The organism is Mesorhizobium sp. B2-5-3 (genome assembly GCF_006441005.1).
In the GTDB taxonomy this organism is placed as follows: domain Bacteria; phylum Pseudomonadota; class Alphaproteobacteria; order Rhizobiales; family Rhizobiaceae; genus Mesorhizobium.
Map to the genome: position 1 here is coordinate 44120 of NZ_VFUS01000006.1, position 17034 is coordinate 61153.

The following is a 17034-nucleotide window of genomic DNA, read 5'->3' on the forward strand; positions in this document are numbered from 1 at the left end:
TTACCAGTGATTTCAATTGATCGGGTTTGTCGAGATTTCGGAAAGCTTGACCGTGCGGCCCGAAGCGATCGAGCGATAGCCCGCCTCTACCAGCGCCATGGTCTTGACGTTGTCGGCGACGGAAAGCGCCGGTGGCGTGCCTGTCTTGACGGCGTGCTGGAGTTGTTCCATCACGCCGATGAAAGCATGCGGGAACCACATCGTGTCCCAGCTTGGGCTGACCCACTCGCCATCCGTTGTCTCGGCCGAGGCATAGGTGAGCGTCGAGGCCGCACCGGTCGGCCAGCCGATCGTGCCCTTGGCGACGCCCTTGGTGCCGTCGACGCGCCAGTTGATGTGCTGGTCGTCCTTGTAGCCTTCTTGCCGCGGACCGGACCAGACATCCTCCAGCGACACGGCGAGCACGCCGGACGGGAAGCGCAGCGTCGAGACGGTGATGCCGTCGGTGTGTTCGAAAGTCGTGCGCGGATCCTTGCGCGTCAGCGTGGTGATCTCATCGGGATCGCCGAACAGGAAACGCAGCACGTCGAGATGATGCACGCTCATGTTGGCAAGCGTCAGCCGGTCGTACTCCTCGAGGAAGCCTTGCCAGTGCGGGATCGCATGCATGTCGATCTGCGCGAAGACGACGTTGCCGAGCGCGCCGCTGTCGATGATCTGCTTCAGCACGCGCATCGACTGGTCGTAGCGCATGTTCTGGTTGACCGAGAGGATCTTGCCCGCCTTCGCCGCCTCGTCGCGCAGCTTCACCGCTTCCTCGACCGACAGCGCCAGCGGCTTCTGCGCCAGGATCGCCTTGATGTGCTTCTGCTTCAGCGCGTGGCGGATCAGCGCCGGCTGCTGGTCCGGTGGGAAAGCCAGGTCGATGATCTCGACTTGCGGATCCTCGATTAGTCGTTCCGGCGTGTCGTGGACGGTCGGAATGCCCCAGCGCGTGGCGACCTTCTGCGCATTCGCCCTTGTACGCGAAGCGATCGCCACGACAGGAAAGCCTGCTTCCTTATAGGCCGCGAGATGGCATTCAGCCATGATCATGCCGGCGCCGACGCAGCCGATCTTGAATTCGCTGGTGCGAACCTTCACGTCCGGCTCGAAGCCTTTGCCTGCCATGTCTTCCTCCCAGAATTCTGTCTTCGCGGCCGTCGTCATCTCGCCAACGCGCCTCCAGATGCTGGCAACCGGAGCCGCGGCATGCGGATCGGATCAGGCATTGGAATTCCCTCCCTCGGGGCCAATGTTTCCTCCACGAGCCCATGAGGGATATTGACGGCAGTCACGGAAGGCTGTCAACATCATGAATAATCAAAACACCTCACAATCTAGCAGAAAGGCGAAGGAATGCGTCATACCGGAATCCATACACCGCTCCTGATGCCTCGATTTGATGGGAAATCTATCTTCCCACGGCGATGCGATCCTGCCGGGCGGTCTGATTTAGCCCGGCGGCTTGCGCATCGGCCAAGGCCGGATACATCATTTCCCATCAGAATCGCGGATGGCGAAGAGCAGTCGCCACCCGGCCGGCGGTCGGCATTGCGTGATCCTGATGCATTGAGGAGATGAAAGACGGTGCGTTCCACCCTGACTGACATAGCCCGGGAAGCCGGCGTTTCCGCCGCCACCGTCGACCGTGTTCTCAACAACCGTCCGGGGGTGCGGGCGCGCACGCGCGAAATCGTGCTCGAAATGGCGCAGCGTCTTGGCTACATCGCCGAAGGCGCGAACGGGGCACCTCTCAAGCCCTTGTCCGGCGATGTCATCCGGCTCGACTTCGCGCTGCCGGCCGGCACCAATTCCTTCATCAAGATGCTGCATCGCCACATCGAAGCCCAAGCCTTGGCGCGGCCGGATCTCGATGTCCACATCGCCACCATAGAGGGCTTCAATCCCGACCGGCTCGCACGCCTTTTGCAGGATCTGCGCGGCCAGACTCAGGGCGTCGGCGTCATCGCGCTCGACCATCCGACGGTGCGCGAGGCGATCCGCTCGCTGTCGGCCAACGACGTCAAGGTGGTGACCATCGCCTCCGACATCCTGCATGTGCCAAGGGTCGCGTATATCGGCATCGACAACCGCGCCGCCGGGCGGCTGGCGGGCTATTTGCTCAACCGTTTCATGGGGTCGGAACATCCTGGCAAGGTGGCGCTGTTCGCCGGCTCGCTCTCCTATCGCGGCCATGAGGAACGCGAGATGGGATTCCGGCACATATTGGCCGAGGAATCGCCCAATCTGGAGATCGTCGAAATGCGCGAGATGCTTGACGACCGCGAAAAGGCCTATTCGGAGGCATCAGCCCTTCTGGAGCGGCACCCCGACCTGGCCGCGATCTACAATGTCGGCGCGGGCAACACCGGCATTGCCCGCGCGCTCAAGGAGCGCGGCCGTGCGATATCGATGGTTTTCCTCGGCCATGAGGTAACCGAAGGCACCAAGGAGCTTCTGCTCGACGGCACGCTCGACGCGGTCATCGACCAGAACCCGCGCGTCGAAGCGCGCGAAGCGCTCAACACCTTGACCCATGCGGTCCGGAGACTGCCTTACGAATTGCACCAGCCGAGGCTCCAGGTGATCTTCAAGGAGAACATCCCGGAGATCTGACACTCTCTGAAATGGAGCGGCGCCGGAACCCCTGCCCGTTCAGCACGCCCGCTACTGGACGGCCGCGACTTCCGCGCCGGCCGCGTCGACAAAGCTCTTGTCGATCCATTTGCCGTAGTCGATCGAGCCCTTCAAAAGCCCGGCACCGGCCATGAATTTCTCTTCGCCCTTGAGCGCCTCGATCGCATCGTCGGTCAGCCTCGGATCCTGGTGAAAGACGCCGTCCGCATAGGTCTTGCGTACCGATTTCTCCGACGACTTGGTCGCCTCGACGAATGTCTTGATCGTCTCGTCGGGATGGGCATCGGCCCAGCGCGAAATCTCGATGTCGACCTTCAGCAGCCGCTTGACCAGGTCGGGATATTTCGCCGCGAAGGCGCCGTTGATCGAAATGACGTTCGGCACGTTCCATTCCGGATGGGTGCTGGTGTCGAAGAGCACCCGTGCCTCGCCGGTGTCGACCAGCTTGGCCGCGGTCGAATCCGTTTCGACGAGGGCGTCGATGTCGCCGCGCAGCAGTGCCGGGCCGGATGCCTCGAAAGGCAGGTTCAATCCCTCGACATCACCGGTCGTCAGGCCGACGCTGTTCAGCGCCTTGCTGAAATTCGAGTGCCGCACCGTACCGGTGAGATAGGCGACCTTCTTGCCTTTGAGGTCCTGCAGCGTCTTCAGTGGAGAGTCGGATTTGACCACGATATACGAGCCGCCCGACCGCACATAGCTCGACAGGCCAATCAGCTTGACATCGGCGCCGGAGGCGGCGACGCGCAACGCGGGATTGTTGCCGGTATAGGTGAATTCGATGGCGCCTGTCGCAAGCGCCGTCGTCGCCTCGGAGCCGCCATTGAAGGTGACAAGTTCGACCTTGATGCCGTCCTTGGCGAACTCCTTTTCCCACCAGCCGTCCTTCTGTGCGAGGACGAATTTGAGGTGCCCCGGCGCGGTGCTGCCGATGCGGATGAATTCGGGCTTGTCCTGCGCGAAGGCGGGCATGCCGCCAAGGCCGATGACGACGGCAATGGCGCCCTTCAGGAACAGCCGGCGAAATCCGTCGAATGCAATGTTGGACATGAGGAAAATCCTTGCTGATTGGAATGAGTGAACGGCTCAGATGAGCGAGGACTCGGACTGGCCTTTCCAGGCGGTCGCCCAGCGCTCGAACCAGACGAGCAAATAGTTGACGGTGAGCCCGATGACGGTCAGCGTCAGGATGCCGGCATACATGTCCGCCGTTTCCATCATCAACTGCGAGTTCTGAATAAGGAAACCGAGGCCGGATTTGGCCGCCAGCATCTCGGCGCCGATCACCGCGAACAGCGACGACTTCACCGCCAGCCTTGCGCCGGCGACAACAGAGGGGATGCTGGCCGGCAGGATAACCTTCCGGAACAGGTCGAAGTCGGACGTACCCATCGAGCGCGCCGCCTTGATCAGCAGCGGATCGACCGACTTGACGCCGCTGATCGTGTTGACCAGCAGAAAGAAGACCGAGGAGTAGAAGGTGATCGCCACCTTCGATTCCTCGCCGATGCCGAGCAAAAGGATGAACACCGGAAGCAGCGCGAATTGCGAGGTGTTGCGCAGCGTCTGCACAAGCAGGTCAGAGACCTTCTCGAACAGCGAGTAGCGCCCCATCAGCAGGCCGAGCGGAATGGCCACCACCACGCCGAGAGCGAAGCCGATCGCAGCGCGCTGCAGGCTGATGCCGATATGTTTGACCAGAACGCCCGAGGCGAGCAGGTTCCACCAAGCGACCAGCACCTCGCTCAGCGGCGGAAAGAAGATGCGGTTCAGCCAGCCGAGCCGTGGCGCGATTTCCCACACGAGAAAGAACAGGCCGAGCAGCGGCAAGCCGTAAAGGAAAGTCCCGTGGCTCGTCCCTTTGCGCCGGACCTTGGCACTGTGGGCGGTGATGGCCGGGACTCTTGCGGCGGCCGCCGTCTCGCCGGCGCCGGCAAACAGATGAAGAGCGCCGTCAGGCCCGAACTTTTCGGTAAGATAAGCCATGGCTCTACCTCCTCAATGACTGAAGGCTGGCGACAGCGTCCAGTCCTTTTGCGCCTTGTTGACCTCATCGCGCAGCGCGTCCCAGACGCGGCCGCGATATCCGTTGAATCCGGCGCTGGCGCGGATGTCCCCGTCGCGCGGCCGTGGCAGGTCGATGTCTATGATCTCCTTCACCGCGCCCGGCCGCGCCGTCATCACCACCACGCGGTCAGCGAGGAAGATTGCCTCGTCGATCGAATGGGTAACGAAGATCACTGTTGTCTTGATCTTGCCCCAGATCCGCAGCAACTCGCCCTGCAGGAGCTCGCGCGTCTGCTGGTCGAGTGCGGCGAAGGGTTCATCCATCAAAAGCACTTCCGGGTTGCTCGCCAAGGCGCGGGCGATCGCCACGCGCTGCTGCATGCCCCCGGAGAGCTGGTTGGGGAAACGGTCCTCGAAACCGGCAAGACCGAACAACGACAACAAATGGCGCGCCGTCACCGTGCGCTCGGCCTTGGCGACGCCACGCACCTCCAGCGCGTATTCGATGTTGGCCAGCGCCGTGCGCCAGGGAAACAGCGCATATTGTTGGAAGACATAGCCGGTCTTGGGATCCGGCCTGGTGATGCGCCGGCCGTCGAGCTGGACATCGCCGCCGCTCGCCTGCGTCAGCCCGCCGATGATGTCGAGCAGCACAGATTTGCCCGAGCCGCTCGGGCCGACCAAAGTGATGAACTCGCCTTTGCGGATCGAAAGATCGACGCCGTCGAGCACGGTGACGCGGTCGGTCTCCTCGCCGTCGACGGTGACGAACTGCCCCGGCTTGAGCAGAAAGGTCTTCTTGATATCGCTGACGACGATGCGGTCCATGTCCTGTCGCTTCCTATTGCGCCACGCGGATGCGGTGCGTCGGGTCGAATTCAGAGCCGCCGGCCTTGCCGCGCTTCCAGCCGAGCGCGCGGGCGTAGCCGCCGAACAGTTGACGTGCCTCGACCTGCGCTTCCGTGATGCCGGTCGGCCCCTCGGCGAACTCGGCCACGTAAAGCGCGTCGGTCGGGCAGTAGATTTCACAGAGAAAGCAGGTCTGGCAGTCGTCCTGACGGGCGATCACAGGCGCGCCGTCCTTGGTAGCGTCGAACACATTGGTCGGGCACACCTTGACGCAGATGTCGCATTCGACGCAGCGCGCGGCCGAGACGATCTCGATCATGACGCCAGCTCCGCCAGGCGCTCCGGCGCCCCGGCAATGCGGAAGTCGTCGACGCCGGTGATGACCAGCCGATGCGCGAGGGCCGGGTTCTTGCCCTGCAGATCGGTGCGCCGATGCATGCCGCGGCTTTCTGTCCGATGCAGCGCGGCCGCCACCGACCAGCGCCCCGCGGCGGCGATCGACGCCGCCTCGCGCGCGCGGACCCGGTCCACCCCTTCGCCCCGCAGATGGTCGCGCACGTCGCGCCAGACACTCTCCAGCCGCCCCCGGCTTTTCTCCAAGCTCTCGCCGTTGCGGAAGAAATTTTTGTCGAGCGGCGTCACCTCGTTGCGCACCGCCTCGATGACCTCGCCTGCAGCGATGTCGGCACGCGGCGAGGCCGCCGGGCGCAGGCCGGCCTGACCGAGTGGTTCGACGGTGTCGCGGAACGCCCTGCCGCCGCGACGCTTCGAATGGGTCGAGGCGCCCTTGCCCGCCCACCAGCCGCTGGCCAGCGCCCAGGAGGAATTGACGGCGCCGCCGCCCGATACCGCTCCGGTCATGATCTCGCGGCTGGCGGCGTCGCCTGCGACATAGAGGCCGGGCACGCCGGTGGCGCAGTCGTCGGAGACGATGTCGATGCCGCCGGTACCGCGTACCGTGCCTTCGGCGCGCAGGGTGATGCGGAACAGCTCGGTGAATGGATCGACACCGGCGCGGTCATAAGGCACGAAGCAGTTCGGCTGCCCTTGGCGCAACCAGCCTTGCAGCGCCGGCTCCGCCTGATCGAGCCGCGCATAGACCGGTCCCCCGATCAATGCGCGCGCCACCTCGTCCTCGCGGTCGCCGATGCCGTTGCGCAGCGGCTCACCGGCAGGGCCCAGGATCGGCGATCCATCCTCGCGATGGAATGAGGCCCAGCGGAACGGCAGCCCCTTGTTCAGCGAAGACCCAAAGGGCGCCAACGTGTATTTGCCGGTAAACTCCATGCCCGACAGGCTGGCACCGGCCTCCGCCGCCATCAGATAGCCGTCGCCGGTCAGTCCAGTCCCGCCGAGGATGCGCTCACGGAAAGCGCAGCCGCCGGTCGCCAGCACCACTGCGTTGGCGTCGACGCGCCAGTCCTGGCCGGCCTGCCGGCCGATACCGGCCGCGCCTACGACGGCATCGCCATCCGACAGGAGTTCCAGCGCCGGATGATGGTCGAGCACGGTAACGCCAGCCAGAAGCACACGGCGGCGCATGAAGCGCATGTAGTCGGGCCCGCGCAGATTGGCGATGTAGAGCCGGCCGTCATCCTCGCTCGGGAACGGATAGCCCCACTCGGAAAGCCTGAGCAGGTTGCGATAGGCCGTGTCGACGCAGCGCAGCATCCAGCGCTGGTCCGCAAGCTCGCCGGTGCGCTGCCAGCGTCGCTCGACCACCGCATGCCTGTTGTCGCCCGGCGGTACGCACCAGGTACCCGTATTGGACGGCGCGGTGGCGCCGCTGGTGCCGAGATAGCCCTTGTCGGCCAGCACCACCTGCGCGCCGCTTTCGGCAGCGGCGACCGCCGCCCAGGCTGCGGACGGGCCTCCGCCCAGCACGAGCACGTCGGTCTGGAGTTGCAGCCTGTCGGACGCGGATCTTTGAGGCATGGACATGGATGCTCTGCGAAGGAGTGCGAGGCGCTAAGCAGCGCGCGCAGCGCCCGAGAACCACGCCGGCTCATTGCCGGCGCTCCATTTGATGTTGCAGCCGATCGACGGCACCTGGTCGGCGGCGGGCCTGCCGCCCTCCAGCACCGCGTCGACCGCCGCGCGCAGGTCGTTACCCGTCACCGCCTTGCCATTGCCCGGCCGCGCATCGTCGAACTGGCCATGATAGGCAAGCCGCCGGCCGGCGCCGAACAGGAAGAAGTCGGGTGTACAGGCCGCGCCATAGGCTTTCGCCGTCTGCTGCGAGGCATCCTTGAGATAGGGGAAGGAATAGCCGAATTTCTCCACTTCCTCGCCGATGCGGGCCAGCGTCTCTTCGGGATGCGCCTCATGGTCGTTGGCATTGATGGCCACCACTTGCAGCCCCTTGCCCGCATATTCCCTGGCGAAAGCGGCAAGCTGCTCGCGGATCAGCACGACGAAAGGGCAGCGGTTGGAGATAAAGGCGACGAGCAAGGCGGGCTTTGCATCGAAATCGCCGAGCCGGTGCAGCACGCCTTGTGCGTCGGGCAGCAGGAAATCGGCCGCTTTGGTGCCAAGCTCGATCGAGTTGGATTCTGTCTTCGGCATCAATGCGCTCCCTTCTTGCTGCCGCTCAGACGGACCATGCCGTGCAGCGCCGGACGAAGTTAGTCTATGAATTTAGTAGAATTATAGGCTAGACAACCCGCCTCCGGTCAACCGCGCCGCTTGGAATATCGTGCCAATGTTTCGGGCCGGGCGAAAAGTTTGTTCGAACGGAAGGCCGTTTTGAAAGAAATGAGATTTGGCGGGGAGCGAAGCCGCAACTGCCTTCGTCGTCCGCGTCGAGCTTGGTCAGGAAACGGTTTCCTTGCGGACAATTGCCCTGTCATCCCCGCCGACATCGATCGCGATCCGCTCGCCGGAAACAATGCCGTTAATGTCGCAGACCACCAGCGGCATGCTGATCCCGTAGAGAAATTCCGCGACGATGGCGCCCACTGCCAGGATCGGGTCAGGCCGTTCCAGGAGGATGCCGGCCGGAGCCGTGCCCCTGCGGATTGCCTCGGCCAGCACCGAGGATGAGGACGAGGAGCCGCGCCCGCTCGGCATGATCAGGATTTTCCCGGCGACGTTCTGGCCGAGGCCAGGATGCGAGTGATCCGTTATGTCGCCTGTCGTGGCATCAACGCCGCCCCAGAAGCTCAGCGGTTGCGAGAATACCAACGCCCGGCCCTCGGCACTCCCGGCCAGTTGGAAGGTGCCGGATCGCTGGACGACGCCCGGTTCCACCGGCGCGGTCATGACGCGCCCCGCATGACATGCCCCACCGCGGCGGAGCGGATGCAATCCGCCATATCCGCGAACGCAACCGTCACGCCGATATTGCCCGGAGCGTAATGCGCCCATTTGCCGGAATTGGTCATCACCACGCCGTCGAGCCGTTCCAGAATCGCAGTGACATAGGTGCAGGTGTCGGCGACGGGGATCAGGCCGAACGCCTGTGTGCCATCAAGCGCGCCCTCCTCCTGCAATCGCGTCAGCGTCGCGCGACCGGTGTTGACATAGATCGGGATGCCCCTGCCCGGCGCGATGGCACGCAGCAAGGGCAGCAGGCGCATCCATTCCGCATGCGAGAAATGCGGAGTGCCCAGCGACACGGCCGCCAGCGGCGCCCCGTCGGGTACGCGCGACAGCTTGGCCAGTGCATGATCGATATCGGCGCGCGTGATGCGGATCGTCTCTTCCGGCGCTTGACCATGGAACGCCTCGTCGAGCGTTCCCGCTTCGGGCGTGATGCCGACCGCATGGAACAGCGCCACGGCGCCGGTAGTCGCTGCTGCCGCGCCCAGCGCCTTCAGCTGGTCCTCGTCGCGCGGCCGTGGCAGACCTGTGACAACCGGAACGCGATCGCCGCTGGGTTGCCCGATGATCAGTCCGACGCCGACGAACAGGGCGTCGCTCGGCTCTGGCTCAGCAAAGTCCAGCTCGAACAGGATGCGGCCGCGCCGGTTCTCGCTCAGATGCAGGCCCCAGGCCGGCGCGCGGCCCGTCATGGCGCAGCACAGGTCGATGAAATCGCCATAGCGGTTGGTGCGCGCGCCGATCACCGAATTTGCAAACACGATGGCGTTGGATTCGCCCCAGGCGATCTGCTGCCCGAAATCTGGCCGGAACCGCGTCTGGTAGGGCGCGCAGGTGAAGGTCGCCTGGCAGCCGAGCTCGATATGCGCCTTCATCAGCCGCCGCGCCGGCGCTTCCTCCGCCGCGGGCATCTTCACCATGCCGGGATGGATGAGATCGAATGAGCCGACATTGAGCGTCGTCGGCACCTGCACGCGGCCGCCGCCCTCGACCAGCCGTTCGACGAAATCGAGCCCTGCCGTGCCATGGTAGAGGCAGCCATCGATATGGGCGCCGGCAATGTCGAGGAGGCTGTCCGCTCCGACGGCTTTGGAAAAGGCGACGAGGATCTTCATGGCCGCGGCCGCCGACGGCCCTTGCTCGCCGTCGAGCATGGATTGGTCCTCGGCAGTCAATTCCAACGTCATTGCCGCTCTGGCCCCTACTCGATCTTATGGCGCGAAGGAACGCCAGCAGTTCAGTGAACTACCCCGCAGGGATCAACACCGTGCTCTGCGGGGACCAGCGTAGTACGACATGCTGACCTTCCGCCAGCCTGTCAGCGCCGGTGTTCTGGACGATGACCTTCAGCGTCTGGCCGGCACGCTCGACAAAGTAGGTGCTGTTGTTGCCGGCGAAGATGCGTTTGCAAACCTGGCCCTTCAGTATGTTGGCATCGCCGCCCGAAGTTCCGGCATCCAGGGCAATCCGAATACGCTCCGGACGCACGGCGCAGCTTGCCTTTGCGCCGGCGGCAAGCCTGGCGCCGGCCCCGGCGGCGATCGTCGTGCCGTCCGCCAAGCGGATGCCGTTGCCGGTGGTATCGCCGCGAAAGATGTTGGCATCCCCGAGGAAGATGGCGGCGAATTCGCTTTTCGGCCTGTCGTAGATCTCCTCCGGCGGCCCTTCCTGCACCAGCCGGCCATCGCGCAAGATACCGATGCGGTCGCTCATCGTCAGCGCCTCTTCCTGGTCGTGGGTGACGAAAATGGTTGTGATGCCGATCTCGCGCTGGATGCGCTTGAGCTCGATTTGCATGTCGACGCGCAGCGCCTTGTCGAGCGCGCCGAGCGGCTCGTCGAGCAAAAGCACGCGTGGCTTGGTGACGATGGCGCGCGCCAGCGCGACCCGCTGGCGCTGGCCGCCGGAGAGCTGATGCGGCTTGCGACCGCCGAGCGAGCCGAGCTGAACGAGGTCGAGCGCGCGTTGCACCTCGGTGGCAATCACCGCCTTGGCCTCGCCGCGCACCGACAGGCCGAAGGCGACATTGTCGGCGACGCTCATATTGGGGAACAGCGCGTAGTTCTGGAACACCATGCCGATGCGCCGCTTCTCGACCGGTACCCGCTCGACGCTCTCGCCGCCGATGGCGATGCGGCCGCTGTCGGGAAAATCGAAGCCGGCGATTTGCCTGAGCAGCGTGGTCTTGCCGCTGCCTGATGGCCCAAGCAGCGCGTAGAAGCCGCCATCGACGAAATCGATCGAGACGTCGTCCAACGCCTTGTGCGCGCCGAAGCTGCGCGAGACGTTTGATACCTGAACGCCCGCCATTATTTCTCTCCGCCGAATTTGAAGAAGCGCGCTGTGAGCAGCATCAGCGCCATCGACACCACGATTATGATGGTGGAGACCGCGTTGATCTCGGGCGTGAAACCCTTGCGGATCGCGGCGTAGATCTCGACCGGCAGCGTCGTCTGCCCCGGCGTCGCCAGGAAGTAGGACACCACGAACTGGTCGAACGACACGGCGAACGCAAACAAGCCGCCCGCGATCACACCCGGCATGATCCACGGCAGCGTAACCCGGTTCGTTACCTGCCACTGATTGGCCCCCAGCGAGCGCGCCGCCTCTTCCAGCTCCGGTGCGAAAGTTTGCAGCCGGGCCGAGACGACGACGATGACATAGGGCAATGCCAGCGCGACATGGCCGAGCAGGATGGCGAACAGGCCGCGTCCAATGCCGATGCCGAAGAAGAAGATCAGCATCGCCGTGCCGGTGATCAGCCAGGGAATGGCGATCGGTGGGAACAACAGCGCCTGCAGGAATTTCTTGCCGCGGAATTCATTGCGGTAGAGCGCCAGGGACGCGGCCGAGCCGAGCACGGTCGAGATGACCGTGGTGATGACGGCGATCTCGATGCTGTTCCAGGTGGCGGCGATGAGCTGGTCGTTCTGCCACAGCGAGGCGTACCATTCCGTCGTCCACTCGAACGGCAGCTGGTAGAATGGCGAGACGTTGAACGACATCAGCGCCATGATAATGATGGGCAAATACAGGAAGGCGAGCAGCACCGCGATATAGAGGCGGCCGAGCCACTCCAGGATACGCGTCGTCGCCATCACGCCACCCTCCGCAGCACCGGTGCGGCCAGCGCCAGAATGATCAGCACGACGGCCAGCAGAATGAAGGAGAGTGCGGCTCCCAGCGGCCAGTTGAACACGGCGACGAACTGGTCCTCGATCACCGTGCCGTAAAAGGTACCGCTGCGGCCGCCGAGGATCCGCGGCTCCATGAAGGAGCCGACGACGGGCACAAATATGAGGGCCGCGCCCGCCACCAGGCCCGGCATCGATAGCGGGACAATGACCCGCTTCAGCACCTGCAGCCGCGAGGCGCCGAGCGAGCGTCCGGCCTCGAGCAATGAATCGTCGATCGCCTGCAAAGTGAGATAGCAGGTCAGCACCATGTAGGGCACATAGGAGTGCACCAGTCCGATGATGATCGCCGGATAGGAATACATGAGGTCGATGTTGATCTTGAACGGCAGCACAGCGTTGAGCGCGGTGTCGAGAATGCCGCCTTCGCGCAAAACCATCGCCCAGGAGAAGATGCGCACCAGCCCGTTCGACCAGAACGGCAGGATGACGAGCAGGAAGATCGCCTCGCGGCTGCGCCCCTTCAGCACCTTGGCCAGTACATAAGCCGCGGGATAGCCGATGACGATGCACCACAAGGTCACCTCGAGGCCGAGGCGCAGCGAGGCAAGCAGCAGTGTCAGGTACAGGCTTTGCGAGAAGAAGGCGGCGTAGTTGCCAAGCGTGAACGCCCACGGCTTTCCCGTCAGCGGCAGGTCGGTCATGAACGAGAAGAACACCATGGCCGACAACGGCAGGAAGATCGCCACCGTCAGCCAGAGATAGGCGGGCGCCAGCAGCGGCAGTGCCGACCTCAGCCCGCCGCGCACTGCGACCGCACCCTCTGCTGCCATGCTATCCTCCTCCCCGGATTGGAAGGACCAACCGGCGCGAACGCCGGCTGGCCCTGGCGCGGGTTTTACTTCACGTCGACCTTGAGCTGCTGCCAGAGCGCCAGATAGGCCTTGCGCTGCGCATCGGTGATCGGAGCCTGGAACTGGATGCGCTTGGCGACTGTGGGATCACCCATCACCTTGCGGTTGAACGAATCCTCGGGCAACGCTTCCACCGCCTTGGTGTTGGCCGACACCGGTGCACCGACCTTGGTGACCCATTCGACATAGAATTTCGGATCGATCATGTAATTGATGAAGGCTTCGGCGCCCGCGACATTCTTGGAGCCAACCGGGATGGAGAAGGCGTCCAGCCAGGCGACGGCGCCTTCCTGCGGGATCACGAGCGAGACCGGCAGCTTGAAATGCGTCTTGGCGCGGTCGGCCGAACCGCTCCAATAGGTGCCGATGTCGATCTGGTTGGAAGCCACCATCTGGTTCCAGTCGTTCTCCGAGCTCCAGAAGGTCTTGATCTGCGGCATTAGCGAGGTGAGCTTCGTCTTGACCGCGTCCATATCCTTGATGTCGTTGATGTTCTGGCCCGTCGCGATGGCGCCGAACTGCACCGCCTCGACGGCGTCGTCGCGGATGACGACGCGGCCCTTGTGGGCGGGGTTCCACATTTCGGCGATCGACGTCGGCGGCTTGTCGAAGGACTTTTCGTTGATGGCAAGGGCGGTCAGGCCCCACACCCACGGCACGCCATAGACCTTGCCGTCATGGTCGAGCATCGGCGAGCTCGCCTTGTCCTTGCTGATGTCGGCATAGTTGGGCAGCTTGGAGGTGTCGATCGGCTGGATCAGCTTTTCAGCCATTGCCTGGTCGTTGAAGGCGGCGTTGATCATGACGACGTCATAGAGGCCGGGATTGGTGCGGATCTTGGTCAGCATTTCCTGTTCGGAATTGAAGAAGTCGTTGACCACCTTATGGCCGGTCGCCTTCTCGAAGGCGGCGATCGCCCATGGCTCGTCGGCGCCGTAGCCCTTCCAGTTGAGCACGTGCACTTCATCGGCCTTGGCGGCAAAAGTAAGTGCGGAGGTGAAGACGGCCGTCGCCGTCAGCAGGGCAGTGAAGTCAGGCATGCGCATGTTCGTTCCTCTCTTTTGTTTGCCCGCTTCCCGGGCTTAGTCAGGCTGTCTGATGGGCCTTCCGGTTCTGGCCTCGCGCGCCGGTCGAGCCACCGTCGGCATGACTCAGGAAAGTCTGGATTTCCGCGTCTGTGGGCGCGGAGGAACCGCCATGGCGAGTGACCGAAATGGCCGCCGCCGCATTGGCGTAGCGCGCCGCCTCGAAAGGCGGCATGCCGCGCGCGAGCGCACTTACGAAGGCGCCAATATGAGTGTCGCCGGCGCCGTTGGTATCGACCGCCGCCACCTTGAAACCGGGAATGGTCCCGGCGGAACCGTCCGCCAGTCGGATATGGCAGCCCCTGGCGCCGCAGCGGATGACGACGCCGTCGGCCTTGGGACAATGATCGGCAAGCAATCGCGCCGCAAGGGCGTCGGCATCGCCCGGGCCGGCAATGTCGGCGGCTTCCGTCGTATTGCAGCTCAGCCAGGTCGTGCGGGCGAGCACCCGCGACAGGGTGGCGCGCGAAATGTCCGAAACGACCGGCGTCGGGTCGAAGACAAGTGGAATGTCCGCCGGCAGCGTCTCGATCCAGTCGGTGAGCGCGTCGCGGCTGCCGGGATAGCTCAGCGTATAGCCTGACGTGAACACCCAATCCTCGGTCGAGACCAGCACCGGAGCCATCATGTCGAGGCTGAGCACGCTCTCCGCCCCCGGCCACGACACGAAGGTGCGTTCGGCATCGCTGGAGATCATGGCGACGCAGTTGCCGCTATCCATCAGAGGCGAAGGCTGCGTCAGAATGTTGATATCTTCGACGGCGAAGGCGGCGCGCAGGAAGTCGCCATTGGGTCCGCTGCCGAGTTGGCCTGCGAATACCACCTTCATCCCGGTGCGGATTGCCGCGACCATCATGTTGAAACCGCCACCGGCGACCTGCGCATAGCTCGAAGCCGTCTTCTCCGTGCCCGGCGCCGGCAAGGCATCGATACGGTAGACATAGTCGACCACCGCGCTGCCGATATGGACGAGACGCGCGCTCATGCCGCCGCGTCCTTGCCGGGGCCGGCCTGCTCCAGGCGACTGTGCGAGGTCCGCGCCGCGACGAGATCGGCGGCGAGCGCACGAACGCCCGCCATGTCAAAGCCTTTGAGGCGGGCGATGCGGTCCTGCGGCAATCGTGAAAGGCCGGTGCAGGCGCCGGCCATGCCTGCGGCGATGGCGCCGATCGTGTCGGTGTCGCCGCCGAGATTGGCGCTGATGACCGCCGCTTGCCAAGCATCGCCGCCGGCGACCTCCAGCACAGCAAAAGCGGCCGGAACGGACTCCTGGCTGGCAACGCCGGTGCCGACCAGATCGGTGATCAGCCGGACCGCGTCTCGTGGCGCCTTGCCGCGGATCAGATCCTGCGCCCAGGCGACGCGCGCGGCGATGTCGCCGCCGGTCACCCAGTGGCCGTGTGTCGCCCCCCGCCTCGCCGCCGCGACGGCGCTGTCGGACGCGGCGCGCCAGTCGCCGCCGGCGATGCCGCGGCTGACGGCGGCCGCGACCGCCGCGGCGGAGGCAATGGCGATCGAGGTGTTGTGTGTCGCCCGGCAGGTTTCGGCCACCTTGTCGACGAGCGCATCCAGCGGCTCCGGCTGCATCATGATGCCGAGCGGCGCGATGCGCATGGCCGCGCCATTGGTGTCGCCGCCGCGCCCAGCCTCCTCGGCTGGCACGCCCTTGTTGATGGCGTCGATGGCGCGCTTGGTCGACGGTCCCAAAAGGTCGTAGCTGCCGCGCGCCTTGACCTCGCGCTCCCAGTCGAGCAGCGCGTTGACCCAGCGCGCATGGTCGAAGCGGTCGCCTGAGGCAACCAGGATGCGGCCGAGCAGCAGCGCCTGCTCGGTATCGTCGGTGATAGTCCCGGCCGGCAGCCCTTTCGACACCGGATGATCGGCAAAGGGCGAGACGAAATCCTCGACATGGCCGTAGAGTTCGGCGATGCGCTGAGGCGACAGAAGCTGCGTCGGCATGCCGAGCGCGTCGCCCAGCGCCCCGCCGACGAGCGCACCCATGGCGCGGTCCATCTCAAGCTCGTTCTCCGGCATCGCTCAGAACCTCATATGCAGCGCGAAATGGGCGGGATTGAGCAGGCTGGTGACATATTCGACCGGCCGCTCATCGGCCGCACGCGTCAGGCGACGGCCGCGCAGGAAGGGTGTGCCTTGCGGGCACCCGAGGATAGCGGCGTCATGGGCGTTCAACATCTCGATGTCGACCCACTCCTCGCCATGGTCGGGTACAAGCCCCGCTTCGCGTAGCGTCTGGTGCAGCGAGCCTTCGCGCAAGCCCCGCAGAGGCACGTCCTCCAGCTCTGGCGACAGTGGCAGGCGGCTGCGTTCGATGGAGATGGCATGGCCGTCGCTGGCATTGGTGCGGACCCGGTCGACGGCGATGAAGAGCGGACTTTCGACGCCTAACAGCACGGCAAGGTCGTGGTCTTCGATCACCTCCAGCCGCAGCGTCCGCGTTTCGGCGTTGGCGCCGGCATTGGCCAGCGCGCGCGACCAGCCGATCGCATCATCGACCGGCTTGCCGTCAAAGGTGACGAAGGAGCCGATACCGACCTTTGTGGTGATCAATCCGCGGCTGGAAAGTTCCTCCAAGCCTTTGCGCACCGTGTTGCGGCTGACGGAGAAACGCTGCACGAGTTCGTTTTCGCTTTGCAGACGGTCGCCGAAACCCAGCACGCCGGAGCGGATCTCGTATTCCAGAACGGTGGCGATCTGCTCGGGCTTGCCCGTGCCGGGAGACAGTTTGATCGCGCTCCGCTTCATATTCGTACCTGTATAGTGAACCTGTCTAGTCCTGTTTAATCTCTCCTCGTATAGCGGACTTGTCAATGGGACGGGTCATGTGCCCCGATGCACTGCTTTCGACGATCCGCCGGCCGCAGCGGCAACGAAGAAGGAATTTCCCCAGTGCTGGACGCGTCGCACCGTGTCGCGATCCTGCTGCGGTGACCCTACCGGCAGAAGAACGAAAGCCCGCTCCGGGAACCGGGGCGGGCCTTGGAGGAGGACAAGGGGTGGGACCTCTCCTCTTGCTTTCCACGGGGGGTGTGGACCGAAATCACCTTACGGGAGTTTCGCCAGAGGCCCGATCACAAGCCTGTTTGC

Annotated in this window: 17 protein-coding genes; 1 reads left to right on the forward strand and 16 read right to left on the reverse strand. The window is 64.5% G+C overall.

Features of this window, described 5'->3' with window-relative positions; genetic code table 11:
* Window positions 1-12: 12 nt before the first annotated feature.
* Window positions 13-1110: a Gfo/Idh/MocA family oxidoreductase gene (locus FJ867_RS15320; RefSeq protein WP_140817821.1), complete on the reverse strand. Its 1098-nt coding sequence runs from the start codon at window positions 1108-1110 to the stop codon at window positions 13-15.
* A 459-nt stretch (window positions 1111-1569) separates the two neighbouring features.
* Between FJ867_RS15320 and FJ867_RS15325 the strand changes: the two genes are divergently transcribed.
* Window positions 1570-2598, forward strand: coding sequence for a LacI family DNA-binding transcriptional regulator (locus FJ867_RS15325; RefSeq protein WP_140817823.1), 1029 nt, complete (start codon window positions 1570-1572; stop codon window positions 2596-2598).
* Window positions 2599-2649: 51 nt separating this feature from the next.
* Here the strand turns inward: FJ867_RS15325 and FJ867_RS15330 are convergent, their stop codons facing one another.
* From FJ867_RS15330 to FJ867_RS15400, 15 genes are all read right to left on the reverse strand, one after another.
* The gene (locus FJ867_RS15330; protein WP_140499896.1) at window positions 2650-3669 is read right to left on the reverse strand and encodes an aliphatic sulfonate ABC transporter substrate-binding protein; all 1020 of its coding nucleotides are present in this window, start codon (window positions 3667-3669) and stop codon (window positions 2650-2652) included.
* A 36-nt stretch (window positions 3670-3705) separates the two neighbouring features.
* Window positions 3706-4605, reverse strand: coding sequence for an ABC transporter permease (locus FJ867_RS15335; RefSeq protein ID WP_140657754.1), 900 nt, complete (start codon window positions 4603-4605; stop codon window positions 3706-3708).
* Between the two features lie 12 nt (window positions 4606-4617).
* Window positions 4618-5454: an ABC transporter ATP-binding protein gene (locus FJ867_RS15340; RefSeq protein WP_140499899.1), complete on the reverse strand. Its 837-nt coding sequence runs from the start codon at window positions 5452-5454 to the stop codon at window positions 4618-4620.
* 13 nt (window positions 5455-5467) lie between these two features.
* The gene (locus FJ867_RS15345) at window positions 5468-5794 is read right to left on the reverse strand and encodes a ferredoxin family protein (protein ID WP_140499901.1); all 327 of its coding nucleotides are present in this window, start codon (window positions 5792-5794) and stop codon (window positions 5468-5470) included.
* Entirely contained in the window at window positions 5791-7416 is a 1626-nt protein-coding gene (locus tag FJ867_RS15350) for an FAD-binding protein (RefSeq protein ID WP_140657752.1), read from the reverse strand. Before FJ867_RS15350 ends, FJ867_RS15345 begins: the two co-directional genes overlap by 4 nt.
* Before the next feature lie 27 nt (window positions 7417-7443).
* Entirely contained in the window at window positions 7444-8040 is a 597-nt protein-coding gene (locus FJ867_RS15355) for a thioredoxin family protein (protein WP_140499904.1), read from the reverse strand.
* Between the two features lie 246 nt (window positions 8041-8286).
* A complete protein-coding gene (locus FJ867_RS15360) occupies window positions 8287-8736 on the reverse strand; it encodes a DUF126 domain-containing protein (RefSeq protein WP_140499906.1) in 450 nt (149 codons plus the stop codon).
* A complete protein-coding gene (locus FJ867_RS15365) occupies window positions 8733-9983 on the reverse strand; it encodes an aconitase X (protein WP_140499907.1) in 1251 nt (416 codons plus the stop codon). Before FJ867_RS15365 ends, FJ867_RS15360 begins: the two co-directional genes overlap by 4 nt.
* 58 nt (window positions 9984-10041) lie before the next feature.
* Window positions 10042-11106 (reverse strand): ABC transporter ATP-binding protein, encoded by a 1065-nt coding sequence (locus FJ867_RS15370; RefSeq protein ID WP_140499909.1) that lies wholly within the window; start codon window positions 11104-11106, stop codon window positions 10042-10044.
* Complete coding sequence (locus tag FJ867_RS15375) at window positions 11106-11894, reverse strand: ABC transporter permease (RefSeq protein WP_140499911.1); 789 nt, start codon at window positions 11892-11894, stop codon at window positions 11106-11108. The genes FJ867_RS15370 and FJ867_RS15375 overlap by 1 nt, the downstream gene beginning before the upstream one ends.
* Entirely contained in the window at window positions 11894-12763 is an 870-nt protein-coding gene (locus FJ867_RS15380) for an ABC transporter permease (RefSeq protein ID WP_140515893.1), read from the reverse strand. Before FJ867_RS15380 ends, FJ867_RS15375 begins: the two co-directional genes overlap by 1 nt.
* A gap of 65 nt (window positions 12764-12828) precedes the next feature.
* A complete protein-coding gene (locus FJ867_RS15385; RefSeq protein WP_140561060.1) occupies window positions 12829-13890 on the reverse strand; it encodes an ABC transporter substrate-binding protein in 1062 nt (353 codons plus the stop codon).
* A gap of 40 nt (window positions 13891-13930) precedes the next feature.
* Window positions 13931-14914, reverse strand: coding sequence for a PfkB family carbohydrate kinase (locus FJ867_RS15390; RefSeq protein ID WP_140561061.1), 984 nt, complete (start codon window positions 14912-14914; stop codon window positions 13931-13933).
* The gene (locus FJ867_RS15395; protein WP_140499917.1) at window positions 14911-15963 is read right to left on the reverse strand and encodes an ADP-ribosylglycohydrolase family protein; all 1053 of its coding nucleotides are present in this window, start codon (window positions 15961-15963) and stop codon (window positions 14911-14913) included. The genes FJ867_RS15390 and FJ867_RS15395 overlap by 4 nt, the downstream gene beginning before the upstream one ends.
* Before the next feature lie 3 nt (window positions 15964-15966).
* The gene (locus FJ867_RS15400; RefSeq protein ID WP_140499919.1) at window positions 15967-16692 is read right to left on the reverse strand and encodes a GntR family transcriptional regulator; all 726 of its coding nucleotides are present in this window, start codon (window positions 16690-16692) and stop codon (window positions 15967-15969) included.
* Window positions 16693-17034 lie beyond the last annotated feature (342 nt).

Bases quoted from the DNA above. Each gene is read 5' to 3' on its own strand.
- FJ867_RS15345 (WP_140499901.1), bottom strand. From the start codon at position 5,794: ATGATCGAGATCGTCTCGGCCGCGCGCTGCGTCGAATGCGACATCTGC.
- FJ867_RS15365 (WP_140499907.1), bottom strand. From the start codon at position 9,983: ATGACGTTGGAATTGACTGCCGAGGACCAATCCATGCTCGACGGCGAG.
- FJ867_RS15340 (WP_140499899.1), bottom strand. From the start codon at position 5,454: ATGGACCGCATCGTCGTCAGCGATATCAAGAAGACCTTTCTGCTCAAG.
- FJ867_RS15320 (WP_140817821.1), bottom strand. From the start codon at position 1,110: ATGGCAGGCAAAGGCTTCGAGCCGGACGTGAAGGTTCGCACCAGCGAA.
- FJ867_RS15355 (WP_140499904.1), bottom strand. From the start codon at position 8,040: ATGCCGAAGACAGAATCCAACTCGATCGAGCTTGGCACCAAAGCGGCC.
- FJ867_RS15360 (WP_140499906.1), bottom strand. From the start codon at position 8,736: ATGACCGCGCCGGTGGAACCGGGCGTCGTCCAGCGATCCGGCACCTTC.
- FJ867_RS15375 (WP_140499911.1), bottom strand. From the start codon at position 11,894: ATGGCGACGACGCGTATCCTGGAGTGGCTCGGCCGCCTCTATATCGCG.
- FJ867_RS15335 (WP_140657754.1), bottom strand. From the start codon at position 4,605: ATGGCTTATCTTACCGAAAAGTTCGGGCCTGACGGCGCTCTTCATCTG.
- FJ867_RS15350 (WP_140657752.1), bottom strand. From the start codon at position 7,416: ATGTCCATGCCTCAAAGATCCGCGTCCGACAGGCTGCAACTCCAGACC.
- FJ867_RS15400 (WP_140499919.1), bottom strand. From the start codon at position 16,692: ATGAAGCGGAGCGCGATCAAACTGTCTCCCGGCACGGGCAAGCCCGAG.
- FJ867_RS15395 (WP_140499917.1), bottom strand. From the start codon at position 15,963: ATGCCGGAGAACGAGCTTGAGATGGACCGCGCCATGGGTGCGCTCGTC.
- FJ867_RS15385 (WP_140561060.1), bottom strand. From the start codon at position 13,890: ATGCGCATGCCTGACTTCACTGCCCTGCTGACGGCGACGGCCGTCTTC.
- FJ867_RS15330 (WP_140499896.1), bottom strand. From the start codon at position 3,669: ATGTCCAACATTGCATTCGACGGATTTCGCCGGCTGTTCCTGAAGGGC.
- FJ867_RS15380 (WP_140515893.1), bottom strand. From the start codon at position 12,763: ATGGCAGCAGAGGGTGCGGTCGCAGTGCGCGGCGGGCTGAGGTCGGCA.
- FJ867_RS15390 (WP_140561061.1), bottom strand. From the start codon at position 14,914: ATGAGCGCGCGTCTCGTCCATATCGGCAGCGCGGTGGTCGACTATGTC.
- FJ867_RS15370 (WP_140499909.1), bottom strand. From the start codon at position 11,106: ATGGCGGGCGTTCAGGTATCAAACGTCTCGCGCAGCTTCGGCGCGCAC.